The following is a 26,344-nucleotide window of genomic DNA, read 5'->3' as shown; positions in this document are numbered from 1 at the left end:
TCCGCCGCACCGAGGCGGGTGGGAAGAATGTTTAGCCTGGTCACATGAAGATCCGCCGCGCCGCCTCCCCCGACGACGTGTCCGCCGCAGCGCACCTGTTCGACACGCCGCCGCTGCCGGACGCGACGGCGCGGTTCCTCGCCCAGGACCACCACCACCTGCTGATCGCCTACGTCGGCGAGCGGCCGGCCGGGTTCGTGTCCGGTGTGGAGACCACGCACCCGGACAAGGGCACCGAGATGTTCCTCTACGAGCTGGGCGTGGACGAGGCGTTCCTGCGCCGCGGCATCGGCACGGCGCTGGTCGAGGCGCTGCGCACGCTGGCGGCGGAACGGGGCTGCTACGCGATGTGGACCGGCACCGCCACCGGCGACACGGCGGCGCAGGCCACCTACCGCAAGGCCGGCGGGCTGGTCGGCGACGGCGCGCTCGTCGCCTGGAACCTGCCGTTCACCGTTCCACCGGAGGCCTGACCCCGCCCGCGGCCCTGGTTCGGCAGATGGCGAACAAGTTGGTGGTGGTCAGCGGCGATTTGATCATGTGTTGGTGGTACTTGCAGATGCCTGGCCAGGGAGGACGAGAGGCGGGGGCTCAGGTCCAGACCGGCTCGTCCACTTCGGACACGCGTCCGTCCGCGCGGAAGTGCAGGAACCGGTCGAACGACCGCGCGAACCACCGGTCGTGCGTCACCGCGACGACGGTGCCCTCGAAGTCGGCGAGCGCGTCCTGCAACGCCTCCGCGGAGGCGAGGTCGAGGTTGTCGGTCGGCTCGTCGAGCAGCAGCAGCGTCGCACCGGACAGCTCCAGCAGCAGGATCTGGAACCGGGCCTGCTGGCCGCCGGACAGGTGCTCGAACCGCTGGTCGCCCGCCTGGTGCAGGCCGTAGCGCTGCAGCACCGACATCGCGGCACCCCGGTCGCGGCCGGCGCGCTGACCGTCGCCGTGCCAGAGGATGTCCACGAGCGTGCGGCCGAGCCACTCCGGGTGCTCGTGCGTCTGCGCGAACAGACCCGGCACAACGCGCGCGCCGAGCTTCCACGCGCCTGTGGTGCGCACGTCGTCACCGCCGAGCAGGCGCAGGAAGTGGCTCTTGCCCGAGCCGTTGGAACCCAGCACCGCCACCCGGTCACCGAAGAAGATCTCCTGTGAGAACGGCTTCATCAGCCCGGTCAGCTCCAGCTGCTCGCACGTGATCGCGCGGACACCGGTGCGGCCGCCACGGAGCCGCGGGGCGACCTTCTCGTCCTGCGGGACCTCCGGTGGCGGTCCCGCGTCCTCGAACCGTTGCAACCGTGCGGCCATCACGCGGTACTTCGGTGCCATCGACTCGTAGTACTTCGCCTGCTGCTGCAGTGAGCGCACGAGCTCCTTGAGGCGTTCGTGCTCCTCGTTCCAGCGGCGGTGGTCCTCCAGCAGCTTCTCGATGCGCCGCGCGCGGGCGTCGTGCCAGGTCGCGAACGAACCGGGGTGCGTCCACGCCGAGTGCGCCTCGACGGTCACGACGTGCGTGGCGGCGTTCGCGAGCAGCTCGCGGTCGTGGCTCACGACCAGCACGGCCTTGTCGGTGGCGCGCAGGCGGTCCTCCAGCCAGCGCTTGCCGGGCACGTCGAGGTAGTTGTCCGGCTCGTCGAGCAGGAGCACCTGTTCGTGGCCGCGCAGCAACGCCTCCAGCACCAGCCGCTTCTGCTCGCCACCCGACAGCGTGCGCACCTCGCGGAACCGGGCGCGGTCGAACGGCAGGCCGAGCGCCGCCACCGTCACGGTGTCCCAGAGCACCTCGACGTCGTACCCGCCGGCCTCGCCGTAGTCGGTGAGCGCGGTCGCGTACCGCATCTGCGCGGCCTCGTCGTCGGTGTCCATCAACGCGAGCTCGGCGTCATCGAGCTCCTTCGCGGCCGCGCGCAACGGCTGCGGCGCCACGGCCAGCAGCAGGTCCCTGACCAGGGTGTCGTCGCGCACCGAGCCGATGAACTGCGGCATCACCGCGAGCCCGCCCTGCACGTGCACGCTGCCCTGCTTCGGCGTCAGCTCGCCGGACAGGATGCGCTGCAGCGTCGTCTTGCCGACCCCGTTCGCCCCCACCAGCGCGACGACGGTCCCGCCGCTCACCTTGAACGAGACGTCGCGGAACAGCTCCCGGCCGTCGGGGAGTGCGTACGCCAGCCCGTTCGCTTCCAGATAACCCACGCCGAGATGGTCACGGCAGCAGGGGGCCGGGCGCCACCGAGTTTCGGACAGCCTCTGCGCTGAGCAATATATTGGATATCAGCGGATGCGTATCGGATGCCGGTGCCACACGAGCACGCCGGCGGTCACCAGCAGGCACTGGAACGCCGGCCCGAACGCGGAGATCGTCAGGCACAGCACGGTCAACCCGCCGAACACGACCAGCAGGAGCCAGAACAGCCACGGCCGCGCGGACCGCGAGCTGGCCATGGCGCGGGCCAGACCGGGTTCTTCGGTGCGGAGCCGCTGCTCGATCTCGTCGAGGGAGCGGCGTTCGGCTTCGCTCAGCATCGGGGCCTCCGGGGAGACGTCGGGACGTCATCATTCCCACTCGTCCACCAGGGGATACTCGAAGAACACCGGACTCAAACTCGCCGAACGGGCGAGTTTCACCGGCTCAGGGCCACGAGCCTGGACACCGCCCGCAGGTACTTCTTGCGGTAGCCGCCGCGCAGCATCTCCTCGGTGAAGAGGTCCGACAGCGGCTGCCCGGACACCGCCACCGGGATGTCGCGGTCGTAGAGCCGGTCCCCCAGCGCGACCAGCCGCAACGCGACGGACTGGTCGGGCGCCGCGGTGACCCCGCGCAGGTGCACGGTGCTGACGCCGTCGACGAGCCGCCCGTACTTCGACGGGTGGATGCGGGCGAGGGCCTTGAGCAGGTCGCCGAAGTCGTCGAGGGTCGAGCCGGGCATCTGCTCGGCACGCGCCTGGAGCTCGTCGTCGGTCATCGGCGGCGGTGCGTCGGGCAGGCCGCGGTGGCGGTAGTCGGGGCCGTCGACGCGCACGACGTCGAACTTCGCCGACATCGACTGGATCTCGCGCAGGAAGTCGGCGGCGGCGAACCGGCCCTCACCGAGCTTGTCCGGCAGCGTGTTGGAGGTGGCGGCGATGTGCACGCCCTGCGCCATCAACTCCTTGATGAGCCGGGTGACGAGCATGGTGTCGCCGGGGTCGTCGAGCTCGAACTCGTCGATGGCGAGCAGCCGGTGCCCGCTCAGCCGCTTGACCGCCTCGGGGAACGTCAGCACGCCGACGAGGTTCGTGAGCTCGACGAACGTGCCGTACGCCTTGGGGCCGGGCACGGCGTGCCACAGCGAGGCGAGCAGGTGGGTCTTGCCGACGCCGAAGCCGCCGTCGAGGTACAGGCCGAGCTTGCCCTCGTCCTCGGACCTGCCGAACAGCGACCACTTCCTGCGGCGCGCGTTCACCCGCGCGGCGAACTCCTGACCGGCCTTGACGGCGGCGGCCTGGCTGGGCTCGTCCGGGTTGGGGATGTAGCTGTCGAAGCTGACGGTGTCGAACCTGGGCGGGGGCACCAGGCCCTCGACCAGTTCGTCGGCCCCGATCTGGGGATCCCGGTCGGACAGGCGCATGCCCCGCAGCCTATCGGCGTGATGGGATGGCCCAGTGCAGATGTTGTGGCCCTCACCGGGCGTTGAGATGACCGACACAGCGCTGGAGGACCTCTACGGCTACCCGGCGGACCGCACGTGGGTGACCGCGAACTTCGTGTCCAGCGTGGACGGTGCGGTGACGGTCGACGGGCGCTCGGCGGGGCTCGGCTCGCCCGCGGACAAGCGGATCTACCTGCTCGGGCGCGACCTCGCGGACGTCGTGCTGGTGGGCGCGGGAACGGTGCTGGCCGAGGGCTACCGGGGTGCGCGGCCCGACGTGGCGCGGCGGGAACGGCTGGGCCTCGCGCCGGCGTTGCCGATCGCGGTCGTCACGGCGCGCGGCTCGCTCACCCCCGGCTTGCCGCTGTTCACCGACACGGCGGTCCCGCCGATCGTGGTCACGACGGCGCGGGCGGAGCTGCCCGAGCTGCCCGCCGACGTGGTCGTCGCCGGCGAGGAGGAGGTCGACCTCGCGGTGGCGGTGCGGGAGCTGGCGGCGCGCGGGCTGCGCAGGATCAACCTCGAGGGCGGGCCGAAGCTGTTCGGCGCGATGCTCGCCGCCGGGCTGGTCGACGAGCTGAACCTGACGGTGGCGCCGGTGCTCGCGGCCGGTGACGCCGGGCGGATCGCGCACGGGCCGGGCGGGGTGCCCGCGGACCTGGAGCTGCGGTCGGTGCTGCGGGCGGACGACGTGCTGTTGCTGCGGTACCGGCGGCGGGACTCCCGCTGACGGTGCAGGATGTGCCGCGTGGACCTGCCACTGACCCCTCCCCTGCAGCCGATGCTGGCCACCGCGGTGAACGGCGTCCCCGACTCGGGCGACCTGCTGTTCGAACCGAAGTGGGACGGCTTCCGCTGCGTGGTGTTCCGCTGCGGTGACGAGGTCGTCCTGCAGTCGCGCAGCGGCAAGCCGCTGAACCGCTACTTCCCCGAGGTCGTGGCGTCGATGCTGGCGGTGCTGCCCGAACGCGTGGTCGTCGACGGCGAGCTCGTCGTGGCCCGCGACGACGAGCTGGACTTCGACGCGTTGTCCGAGCGCATCCACCCGGCGGCCTCGCGGGTGGCGCTGCTGTCCGAGACGTCACCGGCGACGTTCGTGGCGTTCGACCTGCTCGCACTGGGCTCACGGGAGCTGCTGGAGTCGGCGACGGTGGACCGGCGGGCGGCGCTGCTGGAGCTGCCGGGCCTGAACGTGACGCCGGCGACGACGTCGGTGGAGACCGCTCGGCAGTGGTTCACGCTGTTCGAGGGCGCCGGTTTGGACGGTGTGATGGGCAAGCTCGCCAGCGGCCCGTACACGCCCGGCAAGCGTTCGATGATCAAGGTGAAGCACGCGCGCACGGCCGACGTCGTGCTGGCGGGTCTGCGTTGGCACAAGGACACCGAGCCGGGCACGGCCGTCGGGTCGATGCTGCTCGGCGTCTACGACGACAACGACGTGCTGCACCACATCGGTGTCTGCGGCTCGTTCAAGGCGGCCGAACGCCGTGAGCTGGCGGCCGAGCTGACGCCGTTGATCACGACCGCCGACGACCACCCGTGGGCGGCCCCGCGGCCGGGGCAGCGGATTCCGGGGGAGATCAACCGGTGGCGCGGGCAGCAGGCCGGGTACGTGGCGCTGCGGCCGGAGCGGGTCGTGGAGATCCACTACACGCAGACCGAGGGCGACGCGCCGGTGCGGTTGCGGCACAACGGCCAGTTCGCGCGCTGGCGGCCGGACCGCGAGCCGCTGTCGTGCCGGTACGACCAGCTGGAGATCCCGGCGCGCTACGACGTCGCCTCGGTGCTGAAAGGTGAGCTGCGGGCCCGTTAGGCCTCGGGACGTGCCGACCGCGTGGCCCCCACGGATGCGATGACCACGCAGCACACGGCCACCCACTGCGCCGGTTCGAGGTGCTCGCCGAGCAGGACCAGCCCGGCCACGGCGGCGACCGCGGGTTCCAGCGACATCAGGATGCCGAACACCCGCGGCGGGATGCGGCGCAGCGCCTCCAGCTCCAGCGAGTACGGCACGACCGACGACAGCAACGCCACCGCCAAGCCCGCGACCAGCACGAACGGGTCCAGCAACGCCGTGCCCGCCGACGCTGCGCCGAACGGCAACGCGATCACCGCGCCGACGACCATCGCCAGCGCCAGCCCCTTGCCGTCGGAGGTCTGGCTGCCGAGCTTGGCCGCGATCAGGATGTAGCCCGCCCAGCACACCGCCGCCGCCAGCGCGAACAGCACGCCGACCAGGTCGAGGCCGCCCTGCGCGCGGGTGAGCAGCAGCACGCCGCCCCCGGCCAGCACGACCCACACCCCGTCGGGCCAGCGGCGCGACCCGGCGACCGCCACCGCGAGCGGGCCGAGGAACTCGATGGTCACCGTCGCGCCGAGCGGGATGCGGTCGAGCGCCTGGTAGAAGGTCAGGTTCATCGCGGCCAGGACACCGCCGTAGCTCGCGACGACCAGCAGCGTGCGGCGGTCCACCCGCAGCGACGGGCGCCAGATGAGCAGCAGCACCGCGGCGGCGAGCACGAGCCGCACCGCCACCGTCCCGGTCGCGCCGACGGACGTGAAGAGCTGCTTCGCGAAGGCCGCTCCGACCTGGACGCTCACGATGCCGAGCAGCACGAGCGCCGGCGGCGGGACCGCCCCCATCAGGCGTGCGACGGGCAGACCGTCCGCATGAGACATCGCTCCATCGTGCAGGAGGTCCTTTCGGCACCCGATGCGGTTTCCCACAGGCCGGGAACGGCCTGACTCACCTTGTTCACACCTGGCGCGTGCGAGGCTCCACCCGAGCCCGAGTTGGACGGAAGTGAGGAACACCTGTGCGTCGCGCTGCCCTGGTCCTGCTGGCAGTGAGCGTGCTGACGGCGTGCAGCGCCGGGCCGTCGCTGCGGCCGGTGATCGCGGTCAGGGGCGAGGGCGACCAGCCCGCCGACCAGAGCGCGCTCGCGGGACCGCAGCCCGTTCCGCCGCTGGAGGACTACCGGTCGGACTCGCTCGCGTGGTCGCCGTGCGGCGAGCAGATGCGCGACCGGATCGGCACGAACGTGCCCGAGGGCGACCAGAAGTACGAGTGCGCGCGGATGAGCGTGGTGCTCGACCCGCCGGGACGGCCCGGCCGCGGTTCGCTCAGCGTCTCGCTGACCCGCGTCGGCTCCGGCAAGAGCGCGCTGGTCGTGGTCGGCGACCCCGCCGGGGAGTCCGGCACGGTGAAGGCCGCGCGGCTCGCGGCGGCGCTGCCGGAGGACCTGCTCACCACCTACACGATCATCGGCGTGGACCGGCGCGGCACCGGCCGGTCCGAGGGCATGGCCTGCGTGCCGTCCGGGACGCGTGCGGCGCTCGTCGAGTACGACCCGGCCGAGCCCGAGCAGTCCCAGCTGGTGGTCGCGGCCGGTGAGGCGGCGCAGGAGTGCGTGCTCGACCTGGAGGGCAGGCTGACCGCGTTCGACTCGTGGCGCGCGGCCGCCGACCTCGAACGGCTCCGCGACCACCTCGGCACCGACCGGCTGAACCTGCTCGGCATCGGGGAGGGCTCGCGGGTCGTCACGACCTACGCCCAGCGCTACCCGAACCGCATCGGCCGCACCGTGCTCGACGGCGCCCCCGACCCGACGCTCGACCAAGCCGGTGTCCTCGAGTCCCGCGCGGCGGCCGCCGAGGCGACGTTCGAGGCCTTCGCCCGCGACTGCCTGGCCCGCGGCTGCGCGCTCACCAAGCCGCGCGACGACGTGAACGGCCTGCTCACCCAGCTGCGCACCACCCGCATCCGCGGCGAGTACGTGGACCTGACGGCCGGGTCCGCGCTGAACGCGATCCTGTCCGGCCTGGGCGACCGCTCCCGCTGGCCCGCGCTCGCCGACGCGGTCGTGAAGGCCCGCGCGGGCGACGGCACCGCGCTGTTCACGTTCCTCAACCCGCTGGTCGGCGACCTCGACGAGAACCCGCCGCGCTTCGACGCCGGCCTCGTGATCGGCTGCAACGACACCACCACCCGCATCCCACCCGACCGGGTGAAGGCGCTGGCGACGGACTGGCAGGGCAAGCACCCGCTGTTCGGCACGCTGTTCGCCCGGCAGCTGCTGCACTGCAGCCCGTTCCCGGTGCCGTCGCTCGCGAAGGTGGACCCGCTCAAGAGCGCGCCGCCGATCGTGCTGCTCAGCACCGCCGACGACCCGGCCACGCCCGCCTCGGGCACCGAGCACGCGGCGCAGCGGCTGCCGGGGTCGGTGCTGATCGGCTGGCAGGGCAGCGGGCACGGGGCACTCGGGGTGTCGGGCTGTGCGACCACCGCGGTGCGCGACTACCTGGTCGAGGCGAAGGTGCCGACGAACGGCACGGTCTGCCCGCCCTGATCCCGCAGGACAGCAGCAGGGGGAGCCTTCCGCGGTCGGGAAGGCTCCCCCTGCTCGGTTCTGGTGTCAGCAGCTCGAACAGCAGCCGCAGCCGGGCCCCGTGCACCCGGAACAGCATCCACACGTACCCATCAGGGCCTCCCGTTTTCACGCCGGACCAGCGGGACCTCCGCGCGTTCCACGGTCCGCCCCGCCACCGGCCCTGGGAAGCCCCCTCACCCGAACGCGGCCACACCACCACCGGTGCGGTCGCAGCCGGTGACCGCGTTACGCGCCCAGGTCCTCCAGCGCCTTCTGCGCTGCCTCCAGTTCGGCGCGCAGCTGCTCCACGCGGGCGAGCTGCTGGGCACGCGCCGCGTTCAGCACGCCCTCGACGATCTCGGCGACCTCGGGCGTGAGCAGCTTCGCGGCCTGCGCGACGGCGGCCGGCGAGACCGCCGTCGGCCGCACGGACTTGCGCGCGCCCTGCATGACCTCGACGGTCCACTCGCCCTCACCGGCGCTCACCAGGGTGATGGTGACCTCCGGCGCCGCCTTCGCACCGCCCTGCTTGCGGGCGGGCTTCGGCGGCGGGGGCGCCTCGACTGCGGGAGCGGGTTTCGGCTTGGGGGCCGCGGGCTTCACCGGCACCTCCGGGACGTAGGGGTACTCGACCACAGTCTCCCGCGGCGGCTCGGGCTGCGCGGCGGGTGGTGCGGCGGGCTTCTTGCGGGGCGGCGGTTTCTCCAGCGTCAGCTCGGACGGGCCGAACGACATCTCGTCCTTCGACCCCGTCGGCCGCACCTGGATGAAGTCGCCCTCCTCCGGGTCGGTGAAGGCGAGCACCTTCGCCGACCTCCCCGCCTCCATGCCCACCGCGGCCGCCGTGAACCACACCAGCGGCTGAGTGCCCCCGTCGAGCTGTGAGCGCAGGTCGCCGACGTCCTCCGCCGACAGCCCGCTCTTCTTCGCCATCGCGCTGCCTCCCGCCATTCGAACACCTGTGCCCCAGCATGCCCTACACCCCTGACAATTCTGAGCACCGGGTCGACGGCAAGATCAAGTCACGGGAACCGTGCGGTGAAAGCGCTCTCAGGCGAACGGGCCGGTCACGCCTCTTCTGCGCGCAGCCGGTACTCGCACCCGTACTCGACCACGTAGGCGAGGTCGTAGACGTGCACGATCTTGGGGCCGCCGTGCAGGTGCACGTACGTGACCGTCTGCTTCGGCTCCTCCGGCACGGAGGGCAGCGAGTCCACGCGCCCGTCGAGGGGACCGCCGACGTACCGGACGACGTAGGGCTGGGCCATGGCGACCTCCTCTCGTTCCGCCCAGTCTACGAGGTCACCCACCGGATCCAGAGCGGGTACAGCCGGTTGGCCCACCTGCCGGACGACCGGACGGCCAGCGCGTCACCCCTGCTCGCGCGCCCGCGACGGCTGCCTGGGCGGGACTACCGTCCGGGAGGTCAGGCACCCCACTGGAACACGAGGCCCGCTCATGGCCGATGGCCCCACCGACCAGCTCCGCAGCCCCGTCCTCATCGAACTGTGCCTGCTGCTGCGCGACTTCCTCGACGACCTCGACCTGACCGACCTGAACGACGACGACCTTTACCGGCACATCGCCTTCGCCGTATCCCTTCAGCACTCCGGCCGTGACTTCACCGCGCGGCCCGCTCCGGAGCTCGACCACGTCGCAGCCGCCGTGCTGCGGCGGCTGGCAACCGGGCCCCTGGGCGATCCCTCACTGCGGTCGCCCCAGGCGCGGTACGCGACGGACGCGACACCGCACGAGGTCCAGGTAGCCGATGAACCCACAGGTACCGACAAACCGGTCGGAGCACTGTGGACCTCGTCCTTCCTGCCGGGCGGCACCAGCACGTGGCAGTGGGGAGAGTGGGCGGAGTTCGGCCGGACGAGACCGCTGTCCACCGTCACCTTCGACCCGGCGGGCGTCCGGTTGTTCACCATCGGCTCGCCCTCCGACTACGGGCGGCTGGTGACCCGCTACCCGCACTCGTCAGCGGGACGCGCTCGGGTCTGCTGGAGTCGCGCCGCCGAAGACCTCGATGCCGTGCACCTGACCGTGACCGGCCTCCTCACAGCGCACCACGTCCCGGTCAGGACGCCGCACGGCACCGCCGTCCTCACCGGCTGGGACGCCGAATCCACCGCCTGGCTGCACCTGCCGCCCGACTTCCAGGCGCCCCCGGCAACCCGGTAGTGCACCGCGGTTGAGGACCAACCCGCCCCTCAGACGGCGTCGGCACTGGCCAGCGTGGCCGTTCTCCAGGCGGGACAACACGGACTTCCCCACACCGAGCAACTCCGCCAAGTCCACCTGAAGCTGCCCGAGCGCCTCGCTCTCGCGGCGGATCAAGGGCGCCGAACCCGAGGCGCGACGGAGCAGCCGAGAGCGTGGGCGATGCCCTCCAACAGGCGGCGACGCTCGAACCGGCACTGGCCGTTCTGGAGCATCGACAAGTACGCCTTCAGAACGCCGGCCAGCCCGGCGGCGACGTCGAGGGACAGGTCGCGTTGGCGGCGGATCGGCGCATCCGTGCGCCGATCTCGGACAGGTCGGCTCGGGTCGCGAGCCGCTTTCCGCGTCCATGCGTACCACCTCCGGGTTCCCCATCGGGGGCAGTCGGATTGGCTCGGCGTATCAGCGATCACCACGGTTGAGAACGCCTCTCGTGGTGCACAGTGCCGATGTCGGACCTATTAGACAGGCCCCCGACCTACTTTAGGTAAAGCTCCACGTGGACAACCGCCGGTACCGTTCGATATCGGAAGGCTGCATCGCCAATCTGACCAGGCATTACGCATGCCGGAGAGCGTGACCGCCAGCCCTTCTGCGAAGGTGAACGGGACCGTGATTCATGAGCTCCCCACAGGCGGCGGACCCCAGCAGCGGAGACACACCGTAACCCCCTAATGTACCCGCTATCGATGAGGCGAACGCACACCAAGGGGCGACACGTGGGCGAGGTCTACCTGTACCTGGATGAGACCGGCGACTTCGACATGTCCGGGAAGGCGGGTGCGAGCAAGTACTTCGGCCTTGGCCAAGCCACCTTCCGCGGCGATCACGGACGCAAGGTTTGGGAGGGTATGCAGCTTCGATTCGCCCTAGAGTCCGAGGGAGTTCGCCTACCGAGCGGTTTGCACGCCAAGAATGATCAACCAAAAATTCGCGCACGCGTATTTGAGTTAATCGAAAAGCATTCCCCCAGGATTGACGCCACCCTCCTGCTGAAGGAAAATGTCAACCCAGATATTCGAGAAAAGGTCGTCGAAGATGACATGTACCTTTACGAACTAGCGTGGCGCACACACTTCCAGTACCAGGCAAGATACGTGCTGAAGAGGCGGGACAAAGTATACATTGTCGCCGCCACTTTAGGTACGGGAAACAAAAAAATTGCTGCCCGCAGGGCAATCGAGCGGGTGTGCGCCAAGTACCCGTGGCTGAACATCACCCTATGCACATGGGACAGTTCAAGCTCATGGGGACTACAGGTTGCCGATTACGCCCTTTGGACCATTCAGCGTCGATTCATCAAGGGCAGCTGCGACCATTATGAATTGATGCGACCGCTAATAAAAACATGCTTCCGCGCATGGGAGAAAAGTGAGCAGCGGTCGACTATCCCGGAAAGTTCCGAGAAGCGAGCCCCTGGCTCCCTTGTCGCCGACCGCCCTGCCGCCACTGTTCCGGTTGCGGCTCCTCCAGTCAAGGCGGGTGATCCCGAGGAGGCTGGCCTTTCGGTTCCAAGTAGTTGGTGGAACAACCAGGACGACCCATGGGACGCTAGCGACCTCGACGGGGAAGCCCCTTGGGTCGATGAGTTCCGCTACTTCGGCTCGGATGACGACCCGTGGGGGTATGCAGATCGGCCGGTGCACAAGGAGGGGAACCGCTGGGAGGCTGCCCCACGAGAGATGACCGAGGATCTGGAGGGCGAGGAGTACCGGGATAACAGCTCGCTAAGGCAACTGCTGGACGGTGGGTACCCGATGGATGATGACTACTCGTAGCAGTATGCGTCGTGACGAGTGTCTCCCTTGGGGCGCTCACCACAAGATCCGGTGAATACGGTCGCGAAAGCTCTCACGACCGGCCGGGCATGCAACCCCTGTACTACGCCGACCACGACCAACGCGCCGCTGTTCCACACTGTGTCCGAGGCCGCGCGCATCCTCCGCGTCGCCCCGTTCGCGCTGTACCGGGCGATCCGCGAGCACGCGTTCCCGCGGTGCGGATCCGTACCGCGGGACCGCCCGTTTGGCTACCCGATCAGCACGTCCTACCGGCCCTGCCAGTGCACCACATAGGAGTCCTTAACGGCGTAGTGGTGAGTGTCAGGACTCTGCCGCCGTTCGCCCACCTTCGCCATGTACGCCGCATAGCGCTCTGCGAGGTCGTGGCGGAATCAGTCACCCGGCACCGGTTAGTACGTCGGCTCCTCGCTCTCAGGTCCACGAAGATCACGACGTCAATGTCCGGAGCCAGCGGCTTGTACGCGTCCTTGATCTGCCAGTCACCGAACCGGCGGCCGACCACCTGTACCAACCGCCAGGTGACCATCAACCGAGCACTCGGAGATCCTCAACCCGCAGTCGAACAGGACGCGCAAGATCGCGTTGTCACGACGATCCACAATGGACGAGTCGGAACTCGTCTTCAACAGCTGGCCAACCTCGTCGTCGGTAAGGATCGGCACGGGCTTCGACGGAGCCACCGGCTGCTCCATGCCGGACATTGGATCCGCCGCGATCTCGCCTTCGGATGCGCCCACCGTATGAACCTGCGCATGCCCTTGAACCTCGTCAGCACGGTCTGGGCGCTGTGCTTCTCGTGCAACGTCTCGAACCACGCGTCGAGCGTGTTTCATCAACGCGTCGGTAACGGGACGGCTGCGCCCCTGCTCCGACCGGTCCGCGAAGAACCTGATCGCCTACCCGTGGATGGTGATCGTGCGCTCGGCCTTGGCCGCGGCGCGCAGCTCACGACAGAAGGACGCGGCCAGGTCCGCGAGAAGCTCAGCCATCCGCCTGGATCATCCGGGGAGTCAACGCCACGCTGGATCGCACAACACGTGAGTTTGACGAGTTTTCCCAGCTCTAGCGCTTCTTCCGAGAAGGCTGAACCCGCAGCGGCTCGCCCGGCATCTTCGGGTAGTCCGGCGGGTACGGCATCTCCCCGCGCGGGTCTGCCGCGTACCACTCCAGCAGCGTCTCGATCCCGAACGCCTCCGAGTCCAGCCCCGCGTGCGGGTCCCCGCGCTCGGCCAGGTAGGAGGGCACGGTCAGCACGTCGAAGTCGTCCGGGTCCACAGTGGACAGCTCGTCCCACGTCACCGGCGTCGACACGGTGGCACGCGGGGTGCCGCGCACCGACCAGGCCGACGCGATCGTGCGGTCGCGGGCGGCCTGGTTGAAGTCGATGAACACCCGCCCGCCGCGTTCTTCCTTCCACCACGCCGAAGTCGCCAGGGACGGCGCCCGCTTCTCCACCTCGCGGGCCAGCGCGATCACCGCGTGCCGGACGTCGACGAAGTCCCACTCTGGCCGGATGCGCACCGCCACGTGGATGCCACGACCGCCGGACGTCTTCGGGTGACCGGTGAGGCCCGCGTCGGCCAGCACCTCGCGCAGCACGCCGGCGACCCGTGCGGCGTCGCGGAAGCCGGTGCCGGGCTGCGGGTCCAGGTCGATGCGCAGCTCGTCGGGCAGGTCGACCAGCGGGCGGCGGACGGGCCACGGGTGGAAGTCGAACGTGCCGAGGTTCGCCGCCCACACGACCACGGCCTCCGAGGTCGGGCAGATCTCGTCGGCGGGGCGGCCGGACGGGAACCTCACCGTCACCGTCTCGACGTAGTCGGGGGCGCCCTTGGGCACGCGCTTCTGGTAGAACGCCTCGCCCTCCACGCCGTCGACGTAGCGCTTCAGGACGACCGGGCGGTCGCGCAGGACGGACAGCAGCACGGGCGCGACCGTGCGGTAGTACTCCACCACTTGGAGCTTCGTGATGCCTCGCGCCGGGAAGTACGGCTTGTCCGGGTTGGACACCCGCACCAGCCGGTCACCGACCTCGAGCTCGATCGCCTTCGACTTCGCAGCAGCCACGCCGAAACACTAGAGGCCCCGCACGAACGCCGCGAGCGCCAGCTCGAAGCTGTCGCGGTCCAGCTCGCGGGCCACACCGGGCAGCAGGTGGGCGCGGTCGAGGTGCGGGTAGCGGCCGGAGTAGGCGGCGGGGTCGGAGGAGAAGCCGCTGGAGAACGAGCTGAGCGCGGAGCCGAAGACGATGTACATGACGCCCGCGGCGATCATCGTGGCCTCGCGGCGGGACCAGCCGGCGTCGACCAGGGCGCCGTGCATCACGTCCAGGCGCTTGAGCGACTCCTCGCGGCCGGCGGGGCCGTAGGCCAGGAACGGCACGATGTTCGGGTGCGACGCCAGCGCCTCGCGGTAGGAGCGCGCGCACTGGACGAGTCCGGCGCGCCAGTCGCCCGAGGCGAAGCCGGACACGTCGATCGTGGCGAGGATCGCCGCGGCCACGTCGTTGAGCAGGGCGTCCTTGGTCTTCACGTGCCCGTAGAGCGACGCGGCCTGCACGCCGAGCTCCGCGGCCAGCCTGCGCATCGACAGGCCGTCGAGGCCGTCGCGGTCGATGATGGCCAGTGCCACCGACCGGATCCGGTCGGGGCTCAACAGAGGGGTGCTCGGCCGCGGCATGTGAGTTAACCTAACACTGTTCGGTTTATCGGGAGGGCCTGTGGACTTGACGCTTTCTGACGAACACCGGCAGCTCAGGGAGCTGGCCCGGCGGTTCACGGACGAGCGCATCGTCCCGCACGCGACCCGGTGGGACCGCGAGGAGGCCATCGACCGCGCGCTCGTGCCGCAGCTCGGCGAGGTCGGCTTCCTCGGGCTGGGGATCGACGAGGCCCACGGCGGCTCCGGCGGTGACAACCTCGCGTACTGCCTGGTCCTGGAGGAGGTCGCCCGGGGTGACAGCGCGGTGCGCGGGATCATCTCCGTGTCACTCGGGCTGGTCGCGAAGTCGATCGCGCGGCACGGCACCGAGGAGCAGAAGCAGCGCTGGCTGCCCGGTCTGACCAGCGGCGAGCTGGTCGGCTGCTTCGCGCTCACCGAACCCGGCACCGGCAGCGACGCGGGCAGCCTCGCCACCAGGGCCACCAGGTCCAGTGACGGCTGGGTGCTCGACGGCAGCAAGGTCTTCATCACCAACGGCACGTGGGCCGACGTCGCCCTGGTGTTCGCCCGCACCGGCGGACCGGGGCCGAAGGGCGTCAGCGCGTTCCTCGTCCCCACCGCGACCGAGGGGTTCACCGCCACCGAGGTCAAGGGCAAGCTCGGCATGCGCGGCCAGGCCACCGCCGAGATCACCCTGCAGGGGGTGCACGTCGGCGCGGACGCCCTGCTCAGCGAGGAGGGCTTCAAGCTCGCGATGGGCGCGCTCGACAAGGGCCGCATGTCCGTCGCGGCGGGCTGCGTCGGTGCCGCCCAGGGTGCGCTCGACGCCGCTCTCCGCTACGCCGGGGAACGCGAGCAGTTCGGCAAGCCCATCGCGGGCTTCCAGCTCGTGCAGGAGCTGCTCGCCGACATGGCCGTGGAGACCGAGGCCGCCCGGCTGCTCACCTGGCGGGCCGCCGACCTCGCCGACCGGGGCCTGCCCCTGAGCACCGCGGCGTCCATGGCCAAGCTCTACGCCAGCGAGGCCGCGGTCAAGGTCGCGAACAACGCGATCCAGGTGTTCGGCGGCTACGGCTACATCGACGAGTACCCGGTGGGCAAGTTCCTGCGCGACGCCCGCGTCACCACCCTCTACGAGGGCACCAGCCAGATCCAGAAACTGCTCATCGGCCGGGCGCTGACCGGCATCAACGCGTTCGTCTAAGGGAGAGAAATGGACTTCACGCTCGACGCCGAGCAGAAGGAGATCCGCGACTGGGTGCGGACCTTCGTGCGCAAGGAGATCGTCCCGCTGGAGCCGGAGGTGCTGCGCCGGGAGCGCGCCGGACAGCCCGGCCTGCCCAAGGACGAGCTGAAGGCGTTGCAGGACAAGGCGAAGGCGGCGGGCTTCTTCGGCGTGCTGACGCCGCAGGAGTACGGCGGCATGGGCCTGGGCGCGCTGATGACCGCGCTCGTCGAGGCCGAGCTGGGCCGCAGCTTCGTGCCGTTCCGCTTCGGCGGCTACGCGGACAACATCCTGTTCCACGGCAACGAGGAGCAGAAGCAGCGCTACCTGCTGCCGACGATCTCCGGCGAGCGCGTCTCGTGCTTCGCGATCACCGAGCCCGGTGCCGGCAGCGACGCCAAGGCCATCCGCACCTCCGCCGTCCGCGACGGCGACGAGTGGGTCATCAACGGTGAGAAGACCTTCATCACGCAGGGCAACGAGGCCGACTTCGTGATGGTGTTCGCCGTGACGGACAGGGAGAAGGGCGCCGACGGCGGCGTCACCTGCTTCCTCGTCGACCGCGACATGGGCTGGAAGTCAGAGCCCATCCCGACCATGGGCCAGTGGGGCCCGGCCGCGCTGGTGTTCGACAACGTGCGCGTGCCGCACGAGAACATCCTCGGCGAGGAGGGCAAGGGCTTCCACCTCGCCATGCAGTGGATCGGCCAGGGCCGCTACCTGCTGCCCGCCCGCGCGCTGGGCAGCGTCGAGCGGCTGGTCGAGATGGCGGTGGAGCAGGCGAAGAACCGCGTCACGTTCGGCCAGCCGATCGCCGAGTACCAGGCCATCCAGTGGATGATCGCGGACTCCGCGGTCGAGATCGAGGCGCTGCGCTGGCTCGTGCTGCACGCGGCGTGGCTCGTGGACCAGAAGCAGGACTCGCGGCAGGCGCAGTCCATCGCGAAGCTCTACGGCGGCATCAAGGCCAACGAGATCGTCGACCGCGTGCTGCAGATCCACGGCGGCATGGGCTACACCCGCGAGCTGCCGATCGAGCGCTGGTACCGCGAGCTGCGGCTGCTGCGCATCTACGAGGGCACCGACGAGATCCAGCGCCGCACGATCGCCCGCAACCTGCTCAAGGGCCACGCGAACGTCCGCGGCACCCTCGGGTAATGCTCGACCACGGCATTCTCGGTGTCGTCGAACGACAGGTCCGCACCTGGTCGTCCGGCGACGCCGAGGTGTACGCGGCCGCGGTCGGCGGGTTCTCCCCCGCGTTCGCCATCCCGCTGCTGCAGCACGGCGGCCCGCAGCTCGGCCTGACCGGCGCCGACATGACACGCGTGCTGCACGCCGAGCAGTCGCTGTGGCTGCACGGGCCGTTGCCGCGCGAGGGTTCGACGGTCGTCACGAAGACCGTCACGGACATCCTCGACAAGGGCTCCGGCGCGCTCGTGGTGAGCACCTGGGAGTCGGAGTACGCGTCCACCCGCTCGTCGTGCTTCGTCAAGGGTGAGGGCGGCTTCGGCGGTGCGCGGGGCACGACCCGCGAGTTCGCGGTGCCGGCCGCCGAACCGGAGGTGACCGTCGTCCGCACCACCGCCGACCAGGCGCTGCGCTACCGCGAGACCGGTGACGTCAACCCGATGCACCACGACCGGGAGTTCGCGCGGGCGGCCGGGTTCGACCGTCCTGTTCTGCACGGCCTGTGCACGCTCGGGATCACCGTGCGCGGCAGGGAGTTCACCGAGCTGCACGCGCGGTTCACCGCCCCGGTGCTGCCCGGTGACGAGCTGCGGGTCGAGCACTGGCCCACTGGCGAGTTCCGCACGTCGGTGGCCGGGCGGCAGGTGCTGATCGGTTCGGTTTTCCGAAGTGGACGCACACCGGACCGGTGAACCATCGGGGCATGAGTTCCGCCCTCGCCCTCGTGGACGCCGGGATCGAACCGGTCCGCGTCGCCGTCGACTCCCGTGACCTGATCAGCGCCGCAGGGGTGGCGCACCTGCTGAAGAGCTCCCCTCGGGTGCGGGTGGTGTCCGACCGCGCCGACGCGCACGTGCTGCTGGCCGTGGTGAACGAGCTGTGCGCGCAACAGGCCGCACGGCTCAAGGCCATCGCGGCACCCCGTGTCGTCGTCATCGCCGCACGGCTGCACGACCTCACGCCGTCGATCGCCGCGCAGGCCGGGCTCCCGGTGCCGGTGCGCCGCGCCGACGTCACCACCGAACGGCTGGAGAAGCTGCTGCTCGGCGGGCAGCCCGTCACCGGGGCCGGGTCGGTGCTGAGCGACCGCGACGTGCAGCTGCTGCGGCTGCTCGCCGAGGGCGCCACCGTCGCGGAGGTCGCGCAGCGGCTGTTCTGCTCGGAGCGGACCGTGAAGTACGCGCTGCACCAGGTGCTGGAGCGGTTCGGGCTGCGCAACCGGGTGCACGCGGTGGCGTGGGCGATCCGCTCCGGCCTGCTGTGAGGCTCAGTCGCCGAACACCGCGGAGAGCTGCACCCGCCGGCTGATGCCGGTCTTGCGGTAGACGCGGGTGAGGTGCAGCTCGACCGCCCGTTGCGTGACGCCGAACCGGGTGGCGATGGCCCGGTTCGTCTCGCCGGCGAGCGCCAGCCGGACGATGCGCGACTCGTGCGGCGTCAACCGGCCCCACGCCGCCCCGATCCGCCGGACCGGTTCCCGCGCGGTGGCCCTCGCGCCGAGCCGTGCCTTCGCCGCTGCCGCGACCAGCCGCCACGGCGCGATCGCCGGGTTGTCCGCGCGCCACAGCGCGAGCCGCTCGCCGCACTCGGTCGCGTCGGCCAGCGCCGCCCGCGGTGAGCCCAGCTCCAGGTGCATGCGGCCGCGGTGGTGCAGCAGCGTCGTGCACACCCACGCCGGCGGCAGCGTGCCCGCGTAACCCAGGCGCCCCAGCAGTTCCGCAGCCTCGTCCGGCACGCCACCGTCCACAGCGGACGCCACGAACGCCGCCGCTCCCAGCGCCGCACAGCCCCGGGCGGGCGAGGTCCGCGCCGTCAGCTCCCGCACCAGCCGGGACACCGCGGCGTGGTCGCCGTTCGCCCGGTGCGCCCACGCCTCCAGCGCCACCAGCCAGTCGTCCTCGGCACCGACCAGCCGCGCCCGCAGCCGCGGTACGAGCTCCAGCAGCACGGCCGCGTAGTCGGACGTGCTGTGCAGCAACGCGAGTCCGGCGAACACCAGGTCCGGCACCGCGTCGCCGGCACCGTCCGCGACCGCGCCCAGCACCTGCTCGGCGAGCTCGGCGCAGTCCCCGCGCAGGCTGAGCCAGAACGCCCGCAACGCCGGCCCGCCGCTCCGGTCGGCCGCACCGGCGTGCGCCGCGCTGACGGCGCTCGCGACCGGTCCGAGCTCCAGCCCGAGCAGCTCCTCGTCGCACTGCCAGTCGAGCACCACGGCACCGAGCCGGTCCCCGCCCGCGAGCCGGCCGAGCTCACCTGCCCTGGGCGCGACACCGCAGCGCAGGTGCAGCTCCGCCAGGCCGTCCGCCACCTCGGCCGCGACCCGGTCGTCCATCGGCTCGCGCACCGCCGCGCGCAGGCACCGCGCCGCGTCCCCGGCCCGTCCCGCCGCCCGGTGCAGCCGGGCCGCCGCCGACAGCACCGGTGCCACCCACGGCTGCGCGACGGGTTCCGCGCACGCCACGACGTGCCCGGCCACAGCGGTCGCGGTGTCACGGCGCCGGTGCAGCACGCGGGCCGCGGTGCGGTGCAGCCGTTCGCGGTCCCGTGGCGCCATCTCGTGCCGGACCGCGTGCCCCAGGGCGGGCGAGCAGACCCGCATCGGCCCGTCGGCGGCGACCCGTGCGTCCACCAGCCGTTCGAACGCCGCCAGGGCCTCCAGCGACGGCGTCCCGGCCACCTCGCACAGCACGTCCAGCGACGTCTCCCCGAGCACGGCGAGCGCGCGGCCGACGGCCACCGCCCCGGCGTCGAGGGAGTCCCAGCGCCGCCGCACGGCGCGCAGCAACCGCGGCAGCCGCAGCGACGGCAGCGTGTCGCGCAGGCACGCTGCCGTGAGACCTCCCTCAGCCACCAGGTCCAGCGCGTCGCTCAGCACGCCGGCCGCACCGCCGCTGAAGCGCAGGAACAGCCGGGTCACCTCCGGCGGCACCTCGGCACCTGCCCGGCGGCGCACCAGCTCGGCCACCGCCTCGGCACCGACCGGCCGCACCGCCACCCGTTCCGCGTCCGGCAGCAGGACCGGCACCGCGTCCGGGTCGAGGTCGCCGGCCACCAGCACCGGTCCGCGGAACCGCGCGAGCCGCTGGAGCTGCTCCGCGGGCAGCTGGTCGGCGTCGTCGACCACCAGCACCGCGCGCCGGTCGGCACCGGGCCACGCCCGCACCGGTGTCAGCCCGCTGCGCACCGCGATCGACGACGCGACGGCCAGCAGCGCGCTCTTGCCCGTGCCGACGGCGCCGTGCACCACGCACGACCGCCCGGCACCGAGCGCCTCGGCCAGCGCGGCGACCTCCCGTTCGCGGCCGACGAGCCGGCCGGCCACTTGACCCGGCACCGCACCGGCCGGTCGCGGGCGGCGGGCAGAAGGGGCACTCATGTCACCCGTCCTTTCTGGGACGGATTCCAGGAAATCGCCTCGTCAGCGGAAGGACCATGCAGAACGACCGGCAGAAGTCCCGCCGCCGCGCACCGGCTGGGACGAGGGCCACAGCGCCGCCGTCGCACGTCGGAAAGCCGCTCGGACCGTCCGATCAGGCAAATCTCATCAGATTGGCGCCGCGCGCTCGTTTCAGGGCCGGTGGAAACAGGAAACCAGTCCACGTACTCGTGAACCATTTCGGTGCCGGCCACGTGAACCCGGGTGAACCACCGGCGAACATTCGGGAGCTCCCATGCGGGTCGCGTCACGCACCGTCTTCGACTTCGTCCGTGCCGACGGCGCGACCGCACCCGTGGACACCGAGCTGGTCTACACCGGCGAGGACCCGTTCGCCGTCTCGATGCACTTCCACGCGGGCGACGCGGTGGCGACCTGGATCATGGGCCGCGACCTGCTGCGGGACGGCCTGTCGCGGCCGTCGGGCAAGGGTGACGTGCGGGTGCGCCCGAGTGGCAGAGCGGTGGTGCTGGAGCTCGTCTCCTCCCGGCACACCACGGTGCTGCGGGTGCCCCTGGCGACCCTGCGCGAGTTCCTCGACGCCGCCTACTGCCTGGTCCCGGCGGGCTCGGAGCGGTTCGACGCGGACGCGTTCCTCAGCACGGTCCTCCGCTAAGCCGTCAGCGCGATGCCGAGCGCTTCCGCCACGTCGTGCTGGAGCTTCGTCATGCCAGGCGACTCGTAGCCCTCGCTCTCGGCCAACGCGCGCACGCGGTGCCGTGTGGCAGCGTCGTGGTCTCCCATCCGATCGCACGTCTGCGCGAGCTCGATCAGCACGGACACCCTGGCCTCCGGGTCACCCATGCCCTCGGCCGCGCGGGCGAACTGTTCACGCGCCTCCCCGCACCGGCCGGCGGCGCTGAGCGCACGGCCCCGGCTGTGCCGCACCATCGCGCGCAGACCGCCGAACTCGCCGATCAACGCGTCCGCCTCGGCCACGACCGTCAGCGCCCGCTCCGGGTCCCCCGCGGCGGTGAGGCTGTCGGCGAGCCGCAGCAGCAGCTGCGCCGTGTTCTCCTTCGCCACACCGCGCTGGGTGCCGCGCACGGCCCGTTCCTCCGCGATGGCCGCGAGGTGGGTTTCCACGGCGTCGGCGACGCGCCCGGTGCGTTGCAGCACCACGCCGGTGAACGACAGCGCGAACACCACCGCCATCGGCAGCCCGGCCCGGCGGAACAGCTCGGCGGCGCGCCGGCCGTGCGTGACCGCCGTCGCCTGGTCGCCCCTGCGGGTCTCGATGCCCGCGCGGTAGTAGTGCGCCCACGCCGTCTCCAGCACCGAACCGCACTCCTGCGCCACCCGCAGCGCCGCCTCGTGGGCCTCCAGGGCAGCGGGCAGGCGGACAGCACGGGCGAAGTACACCCACGACACGAAGTTGAGCTGTTTCGCTTCGTCTTCCTTGCGGCCGAGTGCGCGCGCTGCGTCGACACCGGCCGTGTAGACCTCCAGCCACAGATCGCTCTGGCCACGGTGGTCGGAGTACCAGTGCATCGCGTTCGCCAGTGCCAGCACGGCTTTGTGGTCACCCGCGCGCACGGCCTCCCTCAGCGCACCACGCCAGTTCGCCACCTCCGCGAGCAACCAGCGGTCCGCGCACTCCAGGTCCGCCGCGCCCTGCTCGTCCGGGTGGAACAACGCCGCCGTGGCCGTCGCGGTGGTCATCAGCCAGTTCCGCGTCCGCAGGCGGTGCTCGTCGATGCCGGGTTCTTCGCCGTGCAGGCGTTCGCGCGCGTAGTCCCGGATCAGGTCGTGGAACGTGTACCGGCCGGGGAGGTCACCGGGACGCACGAGACTCGCGTCGACCAGCTCCTCCAGCAGCGCCTCCGCGTCGTCGGGCGGGACCCCGGCGGCGACGGCGGCGAGCTCGACCGACGTGTCGTGGCCGGGCACCAGCGCGAGCCTGCGGAACACCGCGGCGGTCCCCGGTGCGAGCAGCCGGTAGGACAGCTCGAACGCGGTCCGCACCTGGACGTCGCCGGTGGCGAGCACGTCGAGGCGCGCACGTTCGTCGGAGAGCTGCTCGGCGAGCCGGCGCAGCGACCGCGGCCCGGTGAGCCGGTGGCCCGCGATCGCGAGCGCCAGCGGGATGCCGCCGCACAGCCCCGCGACCGCACCCGCGGCCTCCCGGTCGGCCGCCACGCGGTCACCGGCCACCGCCGCGAGCAGCGCGACGGCGTCGTCGCGGCCGAGCGGACCGAGCTCGACGCGGTGCCGGGCGACGAGGCCCGCCAGGACGTTGCGGCTGGTCACGAGCACGAGCGAGCCGGGTGCGGCGGTGAGCAGCGGGCGGACCTGGGCTTCGTCGGCGGCGTTGTCGAGCACCAGCAGCACCGCGCGGTCGCGCATCATCGAGCGGTGGAGCCGGTCGCGGTCGGCCGGGTCGGACGGCATCCGGGCGTCGGGCACGCCGAACGCGGTGAGCAGCCGGGTGACCGCCCGGTCGGCCGGCAGCGGTTCGGCGTCCACGCCGCGCAGGTCCAGGTACAGGCAGCCGTCGGCGAACGACCCGGCGAACCGGTGCGCGGCGTCCACGGCGAGCGCGGTCTTGCCCACGCCGGGCGGCCCGTGCACGACGACGACGTCGAGCACCTGCGCCGTACCGGCCGCCCGCACGCGGTCCGCGAGCTCGCGCCGCGCCGACTCGCGGCCGGTGAGCTCCGTGGCGGGCGGCGGTGCGCAGGCGGTCCGGTCAGCGTGGTCGGGCCGCGGCTGCCCCGCCTCGCCCAAGCGGGCCAGCGTGCCGAACTCCCCCGCCTCGCCCAGGTCCAGCCCCAGGCCGGTGACGAGCAGGTCGACGGTCGTCGCCTGTGGTGTGTGGACGCGACCGCGTTCGAGGTCGCTCAACGCGCGCACGCTCAGCCCTGTGCGAGACGCGAGCTGTTCCTGCGTGAGTCCGGCCCTGCGGCGGTAGAACCGCAGGAACTCACCGAACGTCGTCCCGCGCATTCCCCCGCCTTCGCACACCCACCTCGTCCGACGGCGATTATTCAGGCCTTGAGGCTCGTCAGCATCTGCGCGCACACTCGGGACAGATGGCGGCGCATCACACCCGAAGCGCGCGCCGCGTCACCTTCCTCGACCGCGCGCACGAGCTCGTCGTGGTCGTCCAGCGACGCGTGCTGATGCGGCGGGTCGTCCTCCAGCGCGCTGCGCAGCAGCACCACCCGTTGCTGCACCAGCCACACCTGCTCGGCGATCCGCGGGCTGCGCGCGGCCTCCAGCAACGCCCGGTGGAACGCGAGGTCCAGCCGGTACGGGAACGGCTGCCCCGCCGTGTAGTCGCGCCGCGACTCGGCGCACACCTCGTGCAGCCGCACCAGGTCGACGTCGGTGCGCCGGGACGCCGCCAGCTCCGCCGCAGCGCACTCCAGCGCCGTGCGCAGCTCGAACAACGCCCGCACCTCGTCCTCGTCGGCCGCCGGCACGAACGCGCCCCGGTGCGGCACGAGCGTCAGCAGCCCCTCCGAGGCCAAGTGCCGGATCGCCTCGCGCAGCGGGCCGCGGCTGATGCCGAGCTGGTGGGCCACCTCGACCTCGTTCACCCGCGACCCGGCGGGGATGACCCCGGTCAGCACCTGCTCGCGCAGGACGTCGACCGCCTGGCCGGCCAGGCTCAGGTGCAGCGGAGGTGTCACGTTCGTCTCCTGATCTGGACGGCACCGACCGTCCGGGGGTTACATTAGGTGCGTAGTCAACTGTCGACAGTTGGCAGTTCTGTTCTTCGGTCGTGAGGGAGGGCGTCATGGGGCACGAGGTGGTCGCGGAGGTCTGGCGGGGCGACTTCCTGGAGTCGGTGCACCACGGCACCGTCGTGGCGACGGACGCGACCGGCACCCCGGTGCTCTCGGTCGGCCGGCCCGGCGACGTGGCGTTCCCCCGGTCGTCCAACAAGCCGCTGCAGGCGCTCGCGATGCTGCGCAGCGGCCTCGACCTCGACGGCGAACTGCTCGCGCTGGCCTGCGCCTCGCACTCCGGCGAGGACTTCCACGTCGAGGGCGCCCTGCGCATCCTCGCCGGTGCCGGGCTCACCGAGGACGCCCTGCGGTGCACGCCCGACCTCCCCCTGGGCGAGGCGGCCCGCGCCCGGCACCTCGCCCGCGGCCTGGACGCGGCCCCGAAGTACATGAACTGCTCCGGCAAGCACGCCGCGATGCTCGCGACCTGCGTCGTCAACGGCTGGTCGACCGAGGACTACCTCGACCCGGCGCACCCGCTGCAGGTGGCCACCCGCGCCACCATCGAGGACGTCGCGGGCGAGCCGGTCGCCCAGGTGGGCGTCGACGGCTGCGGCGCACCGATCTTCGCGATCAGCCTGACCGCTCTCGCCAGGGCGTTCGGGCTGCTCGCCGGTGCCGAGGAGGGCACGCTGGAGCACCGGGTCGCCGCCGCCATGAACGCCTTCCCGCAGTGGGTCGGCGGCACCGGCCGCGACGTCACCGAGCTGATGGACGCGCTGCCCGGCGTGATCGCCAAGGACGGCGCCGAGGGCGTCTACGCGGTGGGCCTGCCGAGCGGTGAGGGCATCGCGCTGAAGATCGCGGACGGCTCGTCGCGCGCCCGCGCGGTGGTCGTCGTCGCCGTGCTCAAGCGCCTCGGCGTCGACGTCGGGAAGGCCGCCGGACTCGCGACCGTGCCGGTGCTCGGCCACGGCAGGGCGGTCGGCGCGGTCCGGCCCTCGCTCGCCGTCGCCAGCTGAACGGCCGCGCGGATCACCGCTTCGCACCGGTGGAACCCGGCCCTCAGCCACTAAGCTGGTGGTCATGGGCGATTCGAAGGACGAGCGCGAGCAGATCCAGGAGGAGCTGATCGGCCTCGACCCGCAGGACCCGGAGACGAAGGCGTTCGCCGCGCACCTCGACCGGATGAAGCGCGAACGCCCCGGCTACACCGTCGAGGGCTACCTGGACGGGGTGCAGGACTTCGCCGACTCCGCGAACCGCACGACCGGCCACCAGCGCCTGGTGGCCGTGTTCGTCGTGGGGCTGATCCTGCTCGGCGTGGTGCTCACGATCTGGTTCGCGCTGAGCGACATCATCGCCATCATCTTCTGAACCAGTCCTTAACGGGGTCTTACGCCTGCGCCCCTCGATGCCCCCGCCGGGAAGCCCAGCGACCGCCGCGGCGTTATAAAGGGTCATGGAACCTGTTGTCGGCACCACTCCCAAGATCGTGCGCTCCGAAGAGGAATGGCGCACCCAGCTCAACCCCGCCGAGTTCGCGGTGCTGCGGCAGGCCGGCACCGAACGGCCCTGGAGCGGCGAGTACGTCGAGACCAAGACCGAGGGCGTCTACGAGTGCCGTGCGTGCGGCGCGGAGCTGTTCCGCAGCGACACCAAGTTCGACTCGCACTGCGGCTGGCCGTCGTTCTTCTCACCGCTGGCGGGCGACTCGGTCATCCTGCGCGAGGACCGGACGCTCGGCATGAAGCGCGTGGAAGTGCTCTGCGCCACGTGCCACAGCCACCTCGGGCACGTTTTCGAAGGTGAGGGGTACCCCACACCGACGGACCAGCGCTACTGCATCAACTCCGTCTCCTTGAAACTCGTTCCGTCCGAATAGGAGACTGGGCCGGGTCCGGCGGAACGGCCGGACAGAACCTGGGAGGCGCGATGATCTTCACCGAGTTCGGCACCGACGGCGAGGGCTCCAGCGGGGTCGACGGCGGCTCCTCCAGCTGAGCCGCGTTCCCCGCCCACGGGCGGAAACCGCGACCGGGAGCGGGCAACCCTAAGGCTTCGTCAACAAGCCTTGTGAGCCTGTGGCGCGGACCACACCATGAACGTCACCCAAGCAAGGTCTTGGGGGCAGTCAGG

26 protein-coding genes are annotated in these 26,344 nt (G+C 71.5%); 14 read left to right on the top strand and 12 right to left on the bottom strand.

Annotation, left to right across the window (positions count from 1 at the left end; all coding sequences use genetic code 11):
• Positions 1-44 precede the first annotated feature (44 nt).
• A complete protein-coding gene (locus tag ACZ7CD_RS36145) occupies positions 45-473 on the top strand; it encodes a GNAT family N-acetyltransferase (protein WP_360399054.1) in 429 nt (142 codons plus the stop codon).
• A 118-nt stretch (positions 474-591) separates the two neighbouring features.
• On the opposite strand, the gene ACZ7CD_RS36140 is transcribed toward ACZ7CD_RS36145, so the two are convergent.
• From ACZ7CD_RS36140 to zapE, 3 genes are all read right to left on the bottom strand, one after another.
• A complete protein-coding gene (locus ACZ7CD_RS36140; RefSeq protein WP_360399057.1) occupies positions 592-2,187 on the bottom strand; it encodes an ABC-F family ATP-binding cassette domain-containing protein in 1,596 nt (531 codons plus the stop codon).
• A gap of 78 nt (positions 2,188-2,265) precedes the next feature.
• A complete protein-coding gene (locus ACZ7CD_RS36135; protein ID WP_360399060.1) occupies positions 2,266-2,517 on the bottom strand; it encodes a DUF3040 domain-containing protein in 252 nt (83 codons plus the stop codon).
• Between the two features lie 98 nt (positions 2,518-2,615).
• Positions 2,616-3,602, bottom strand: a complete 987-nt coding sequence (gene zapE, locus ACZ7CD_RS36130; RefSeq protein WP_470368845.1) for a cell division protein ZapE — start codon at positions 3,600-3,602, stop codon at positions 2,616-2,618.
• A gap of 67 nt (positions 3,603-3,669) precedes the next feature.
• Here zapE and ACZ7CD_RS36125 point away from each other — a divergent pair, with 67 nt between their 5' ends.
• Together ACZ7CD_RS36125 and ACZ7CD_RS36120 are read left to right on the top strand one after the other, a co-directional pair.
• Positions 3,670-4,353, top strand: coding sequence for a pyrimidine reductase family protein (locus tag ACZ7CD_RS36125; RefSeq protein ID WP_470380662.1), 684 nt, complete (start codon positions 3,670-3,672; stop codon positions 4,351-4,353).
• An 18-nt stretch (positions 4,354-4,371) separates the two neighbouring features.
• A complete protein-coding gene (locus ACZ7CD_RS36120) occupies positions 4,372-5,436 on the top strand; it encodes an ATP-dependent DNA ligase (protein ID WP_360399069.1) in 1,065 nt (354 codons plus the stop codon).
• On the opposite strand, the gene ACZ7CD_RS36115 is transcribed toward ACZ7CD_RS36120, so the two are convergent.
• Positions 5,433-6,302, bottom strand: coding sequence for an EamA family transporter (locus ACZ7CD_RS36115; protein ID WP_470380661.1), 870 nt, complete (start codon positions 6,300-6,302; stop codon positions 5,433-5,435). The genes ACZ7CD_RS36120 and ACZ7CD_RS36115 overlap by 4 nt on opposite strands.
• 137 nt (positions 6,303-6,439) lie before the next feature.
• Here ACZ7CD_RS36115 and ACZ7CD_RS36110 point away from each other — a divergent pair, with 137 nt between their 5' ends.
• Positions 6,440-7,972 carry an alpha/beta hydrolase gene (locus tag ACZ7CD_RS36110; protein ID WP_360399075.1) on the top strand — a complete coding sequence of 511 codons (1,533 nt, stop codon included), beginning with the start codon at positions 6,440-6,442 and terminating at the stop codon, positions 7,970-7,972.
• Positions 7,973-8,239: 267 nt separating this feature from the next.
• On the opposite strand, the gene ACZ7CD_RS36105 is transcribed toward ACZ7CD_RS36110, so the two are convergent.
• Together ACZ7CD_RS36105 and ACZ7CD_RS36100 are read right to left on the bottom strand one after the other, a co-directional pair.
• Complete coding sequence (locus ACZ7CD_RS36105; RefSeq protein WP_360399078.1) at positions 8,240-8,944, bottom strand: DUF6319 family protein; 705 nt, start codon at positions 8,942-8,944, stop codon at positions 8,240-8,242.
• A gap of 116 nt (positions 8,945-9,060) precedes the next feature.
• A complete protein-coding gene (locus ACZ7CD_RS36100) occupies positions 9,061-9,303 on the bottom strand; it encodes a hypothetical protein (protein ID WP_360399081.1) in 243 nt (80 codons plus the stop codon).
• A 148-nt stretch (positions 9,304-9,451) separates the two neighbouring features.
• On the opposite strand from ACZ7CD_RS36100, the gene ACZ7CD_RS36095 reads away from it, so the two are divergent.
• Complete coding sequence (locus tag ACZ7CD_RS36095; protein ID WP_470380660.1) at positions 9,452-10,177, top strand: hypothetical protein; 726 nt, start codon at positions 9,452-9,454, stop codon at positions 10,175-10,177.
• Positions 10,178-10,935: 758 nt separating this feature from the next.
• Complete coding sequence (locus ACZ7CD_RS36090) at positions 10,936-11,994, top strand: DUF3800 domain-containing protein (protein ID WP_470380659.1); 1,059 nt, start codon at positions 10,936-10,938, stop codon at positions 11,992-11,994.
• A 503-nt stretch (positions 11,995-12,497) separates the two neighbouring features.
• On the opposite strand, the gene ACZ7CD_RS36085 is transcribed toward ACZ7CD_RS36090, so the two are convergent.
• From ACZ7CD_RS36085 to ACZ7CD_RS36075, 3 genes are all read right to left on the bottom strand, one after another.
• Positions 12,498-12,755 carry a hypothetical protein gene (locus ACZ7CD_RS36085; protein WP_470380658.1) on the bottom strand — a complete coding sequence of 86 codons (258 nt, stop codon included), beginning with the start codon at positions 12,753-12,755 and terminating at the stop codon, positions 12,498-12,500.
• A 325-nt stretch (positions 12,756-13,080) separates the two neighbouring features.
• Entirely contained in the window at positions 13,081-14,085 is a 1,005-nt protein-coding gene (ligD, locus tag ACZ7CD_RS36080; RefSeq protein WP_470380657.1) for a non-homologous end-joining DNA ligase, read from the bottom strand.
• Between the two features lie 9 nt (positions 14,086-14,094).
• Positions 14,095-14,697, bottom strand: coding sequence for a TetR family transcriptional regulator (locus ACZ7CD_RS36075; protein WP_360399090.1), 603 nt, complete (start codon positions 14,695-14,697; stop codon positions 14,095-14,097).
• 40 nt (positions 14,698-14,737) lie between these two features.
• Between ACZ7CD_RS36075 and ACZ7CD_RS36070 the strand changes: the two genes are divergently transcribed.
• From ACZ7CD_RS36070 to ACZ7CD_RS36055, 4 genes are read left to right on the top strand one after another with little or no spacing between them, the layout of a single operon-like run.
• On the top strand, positions 14,738-15,883 hold the full coding sequence (locus ACZ7CD_RS36070) for an acyl-CoA dehydrogenase family protein (RefSeq protein WP_470380656.1): 1,146 nt from the start codon (positions 14,738-14,740) through the stop codon (positions 15,881-15,883).
• A 9-nt stretch (positions 15,884-15,892) separates the two neighbouring features.
• Entirely contained in the window at positions 15,893-17,062 is a 1,170-nt protein-coding gene (locus tag ACZ7CD_RS36065) for an acyl-CoA dehydrogenase family protein (RefSeq protein ID WP_360399096.1), read from the top strand.
• On the top strand, positions 17,062-17,787 hold the full coding sequence (locus ACZ7CD_RS36060) for a MaoC/PaaZ C-terminal domain-containing protein (protein WP_360399099.1): 726 nt from the start codon (positions 17,062-17,064) through the stop codon (positions 17,785-17,787). The genes ACZ7CD_RS36065 and ACZ7CD_RS36060 overlap by 1 nt, the downstream gene beginning before the upstream one ends.
• 11 nt (positions 17,788-17,798) lie before the next feature.
• Positions 17,799-18,359, top strand: a complete 561-nt coding sequence (locus ACZ7CD_RS36055; protein ID WP_360399102.1) for a response regulator transcription factor — start codon at positions 17,799-17,801, stop codon at positions 18,357-18,359.
• A 3-nt stretch (positions 18,360-18,362) separates the two neighbouring features.
• Here the strand turns inward: ACZ7CD_RS36055 and ACZ7CD_RS36050 are convergent, their stop codons facing one another.
• Positions 18,363-20,471: a helix-turn-helix transcriptional regulator gene (locus ACZ7CD_RS36050; RefSeq protein ID WP_470380655.1), complete on the bottom strand. Its 2,109-nt coding sequence runs from the start codon at positions 20,469-20,471 to the stop codon at positions 18,363-18,365.
• Between the two features lie 295 nt (positions 20,472-20,766).
• Between ACZ7CD_RS36050 and ACZ7CD_RS36045 the strand changes: the two genes are divergently transcribed.
• Positions 20,767-21,147, top strand: coding sequence for an SsgA family sporulation/cell division regulator (locus tag ACZ7CD_RS36045; RefSeq protein ID WP_470368851.1), 381 nt, complete (start codon positions 20,767-20,769; stop codon positions 21,145-21,147).
• Here ACZ7CD_RS36045 and ACZ7CD_RS36040 read toward each other — a convergent pair.
• The gene (locus ACZ7CD_RS36040; RefSeq protein ID WP_470380654.1) at positions 21,144-23,477 is read right to left on the bottom strand and encodes an ATP-binding protein; all 2,334 of its coding nucleotides are present in this window, start codon (positions 23,475-23,477) and stop codon (positions 21,144-21,146) included. The genes ACZ7CD_RS36045 and ACZ7CD_RS36040 overlap by 4 nt on opposite strands.
• A 41-nt stretch (positions 23,478-23,518) precedes the next feature.
• Positions 23,519-24,166: a GntR family transcriptional regulator gene (locus ACZ7CD_RS36035; protein WP_360399114.1), complete on the bottom strand. Its 648-nt coding sequence runs from the start codon at positions 24,164-24,166 to the stop codon at positions 23,519-23,521.
• 107 nt (positions 24,167-24,273) lie between these two features.
• Between ACZ7CD_RS36035 and ACZ7CD_RS36030 the strand changes: the two genes are divergently transcribed.
• From ACZ7CD_RS36030 to msrB, 3 genes are all read left to right on the top strand, one after another.
• Complete coding sequence (locus tag ACZ7CD_RS36030; RefSeq protein WP_458433638.1) at positions 24,274-25,227, top strand: asparaginase; 954 nt, start codon at positions 24,274-24,276, stop codon at positions 25,225-25,227.
• Positions 25,228-25,291: 64 nt separating this feature from the next.
• On the top strand, positions 25,292-25,582 hold the full coding sequence (locus ACZ7CD_RS36025) for a hypothetical protein (RefSeq protein ID WP_360399120.1): 291 nt from the start codon (positions 25,292-25,294) through the stop codon (positions 25,580-25,582).
• A gap of 85 nt (positions 25,583-25,667) precedes the next feature.
• Positions 25,668-26,090 (top strand): peptide-methionine (R)-S-oxide reductase MsrB, encoded by a 423-nt coding sequence (gene msrB / locus ACZ7CD_RS36020; protein ID WP_360399123.1) that lies wholly within the window; start codon positions 25,668-25,670, stop codon positions 26,088-26,090.
• Positions 26,091-26,344 lie beyond the last annotated feature (254 nt).

This window comes from Lentzea sp. NPDC036949, assembly GCF_055608075.1.
This window is presented reverse-complemented; position numbering and strand designations above follow the sequence as displayed.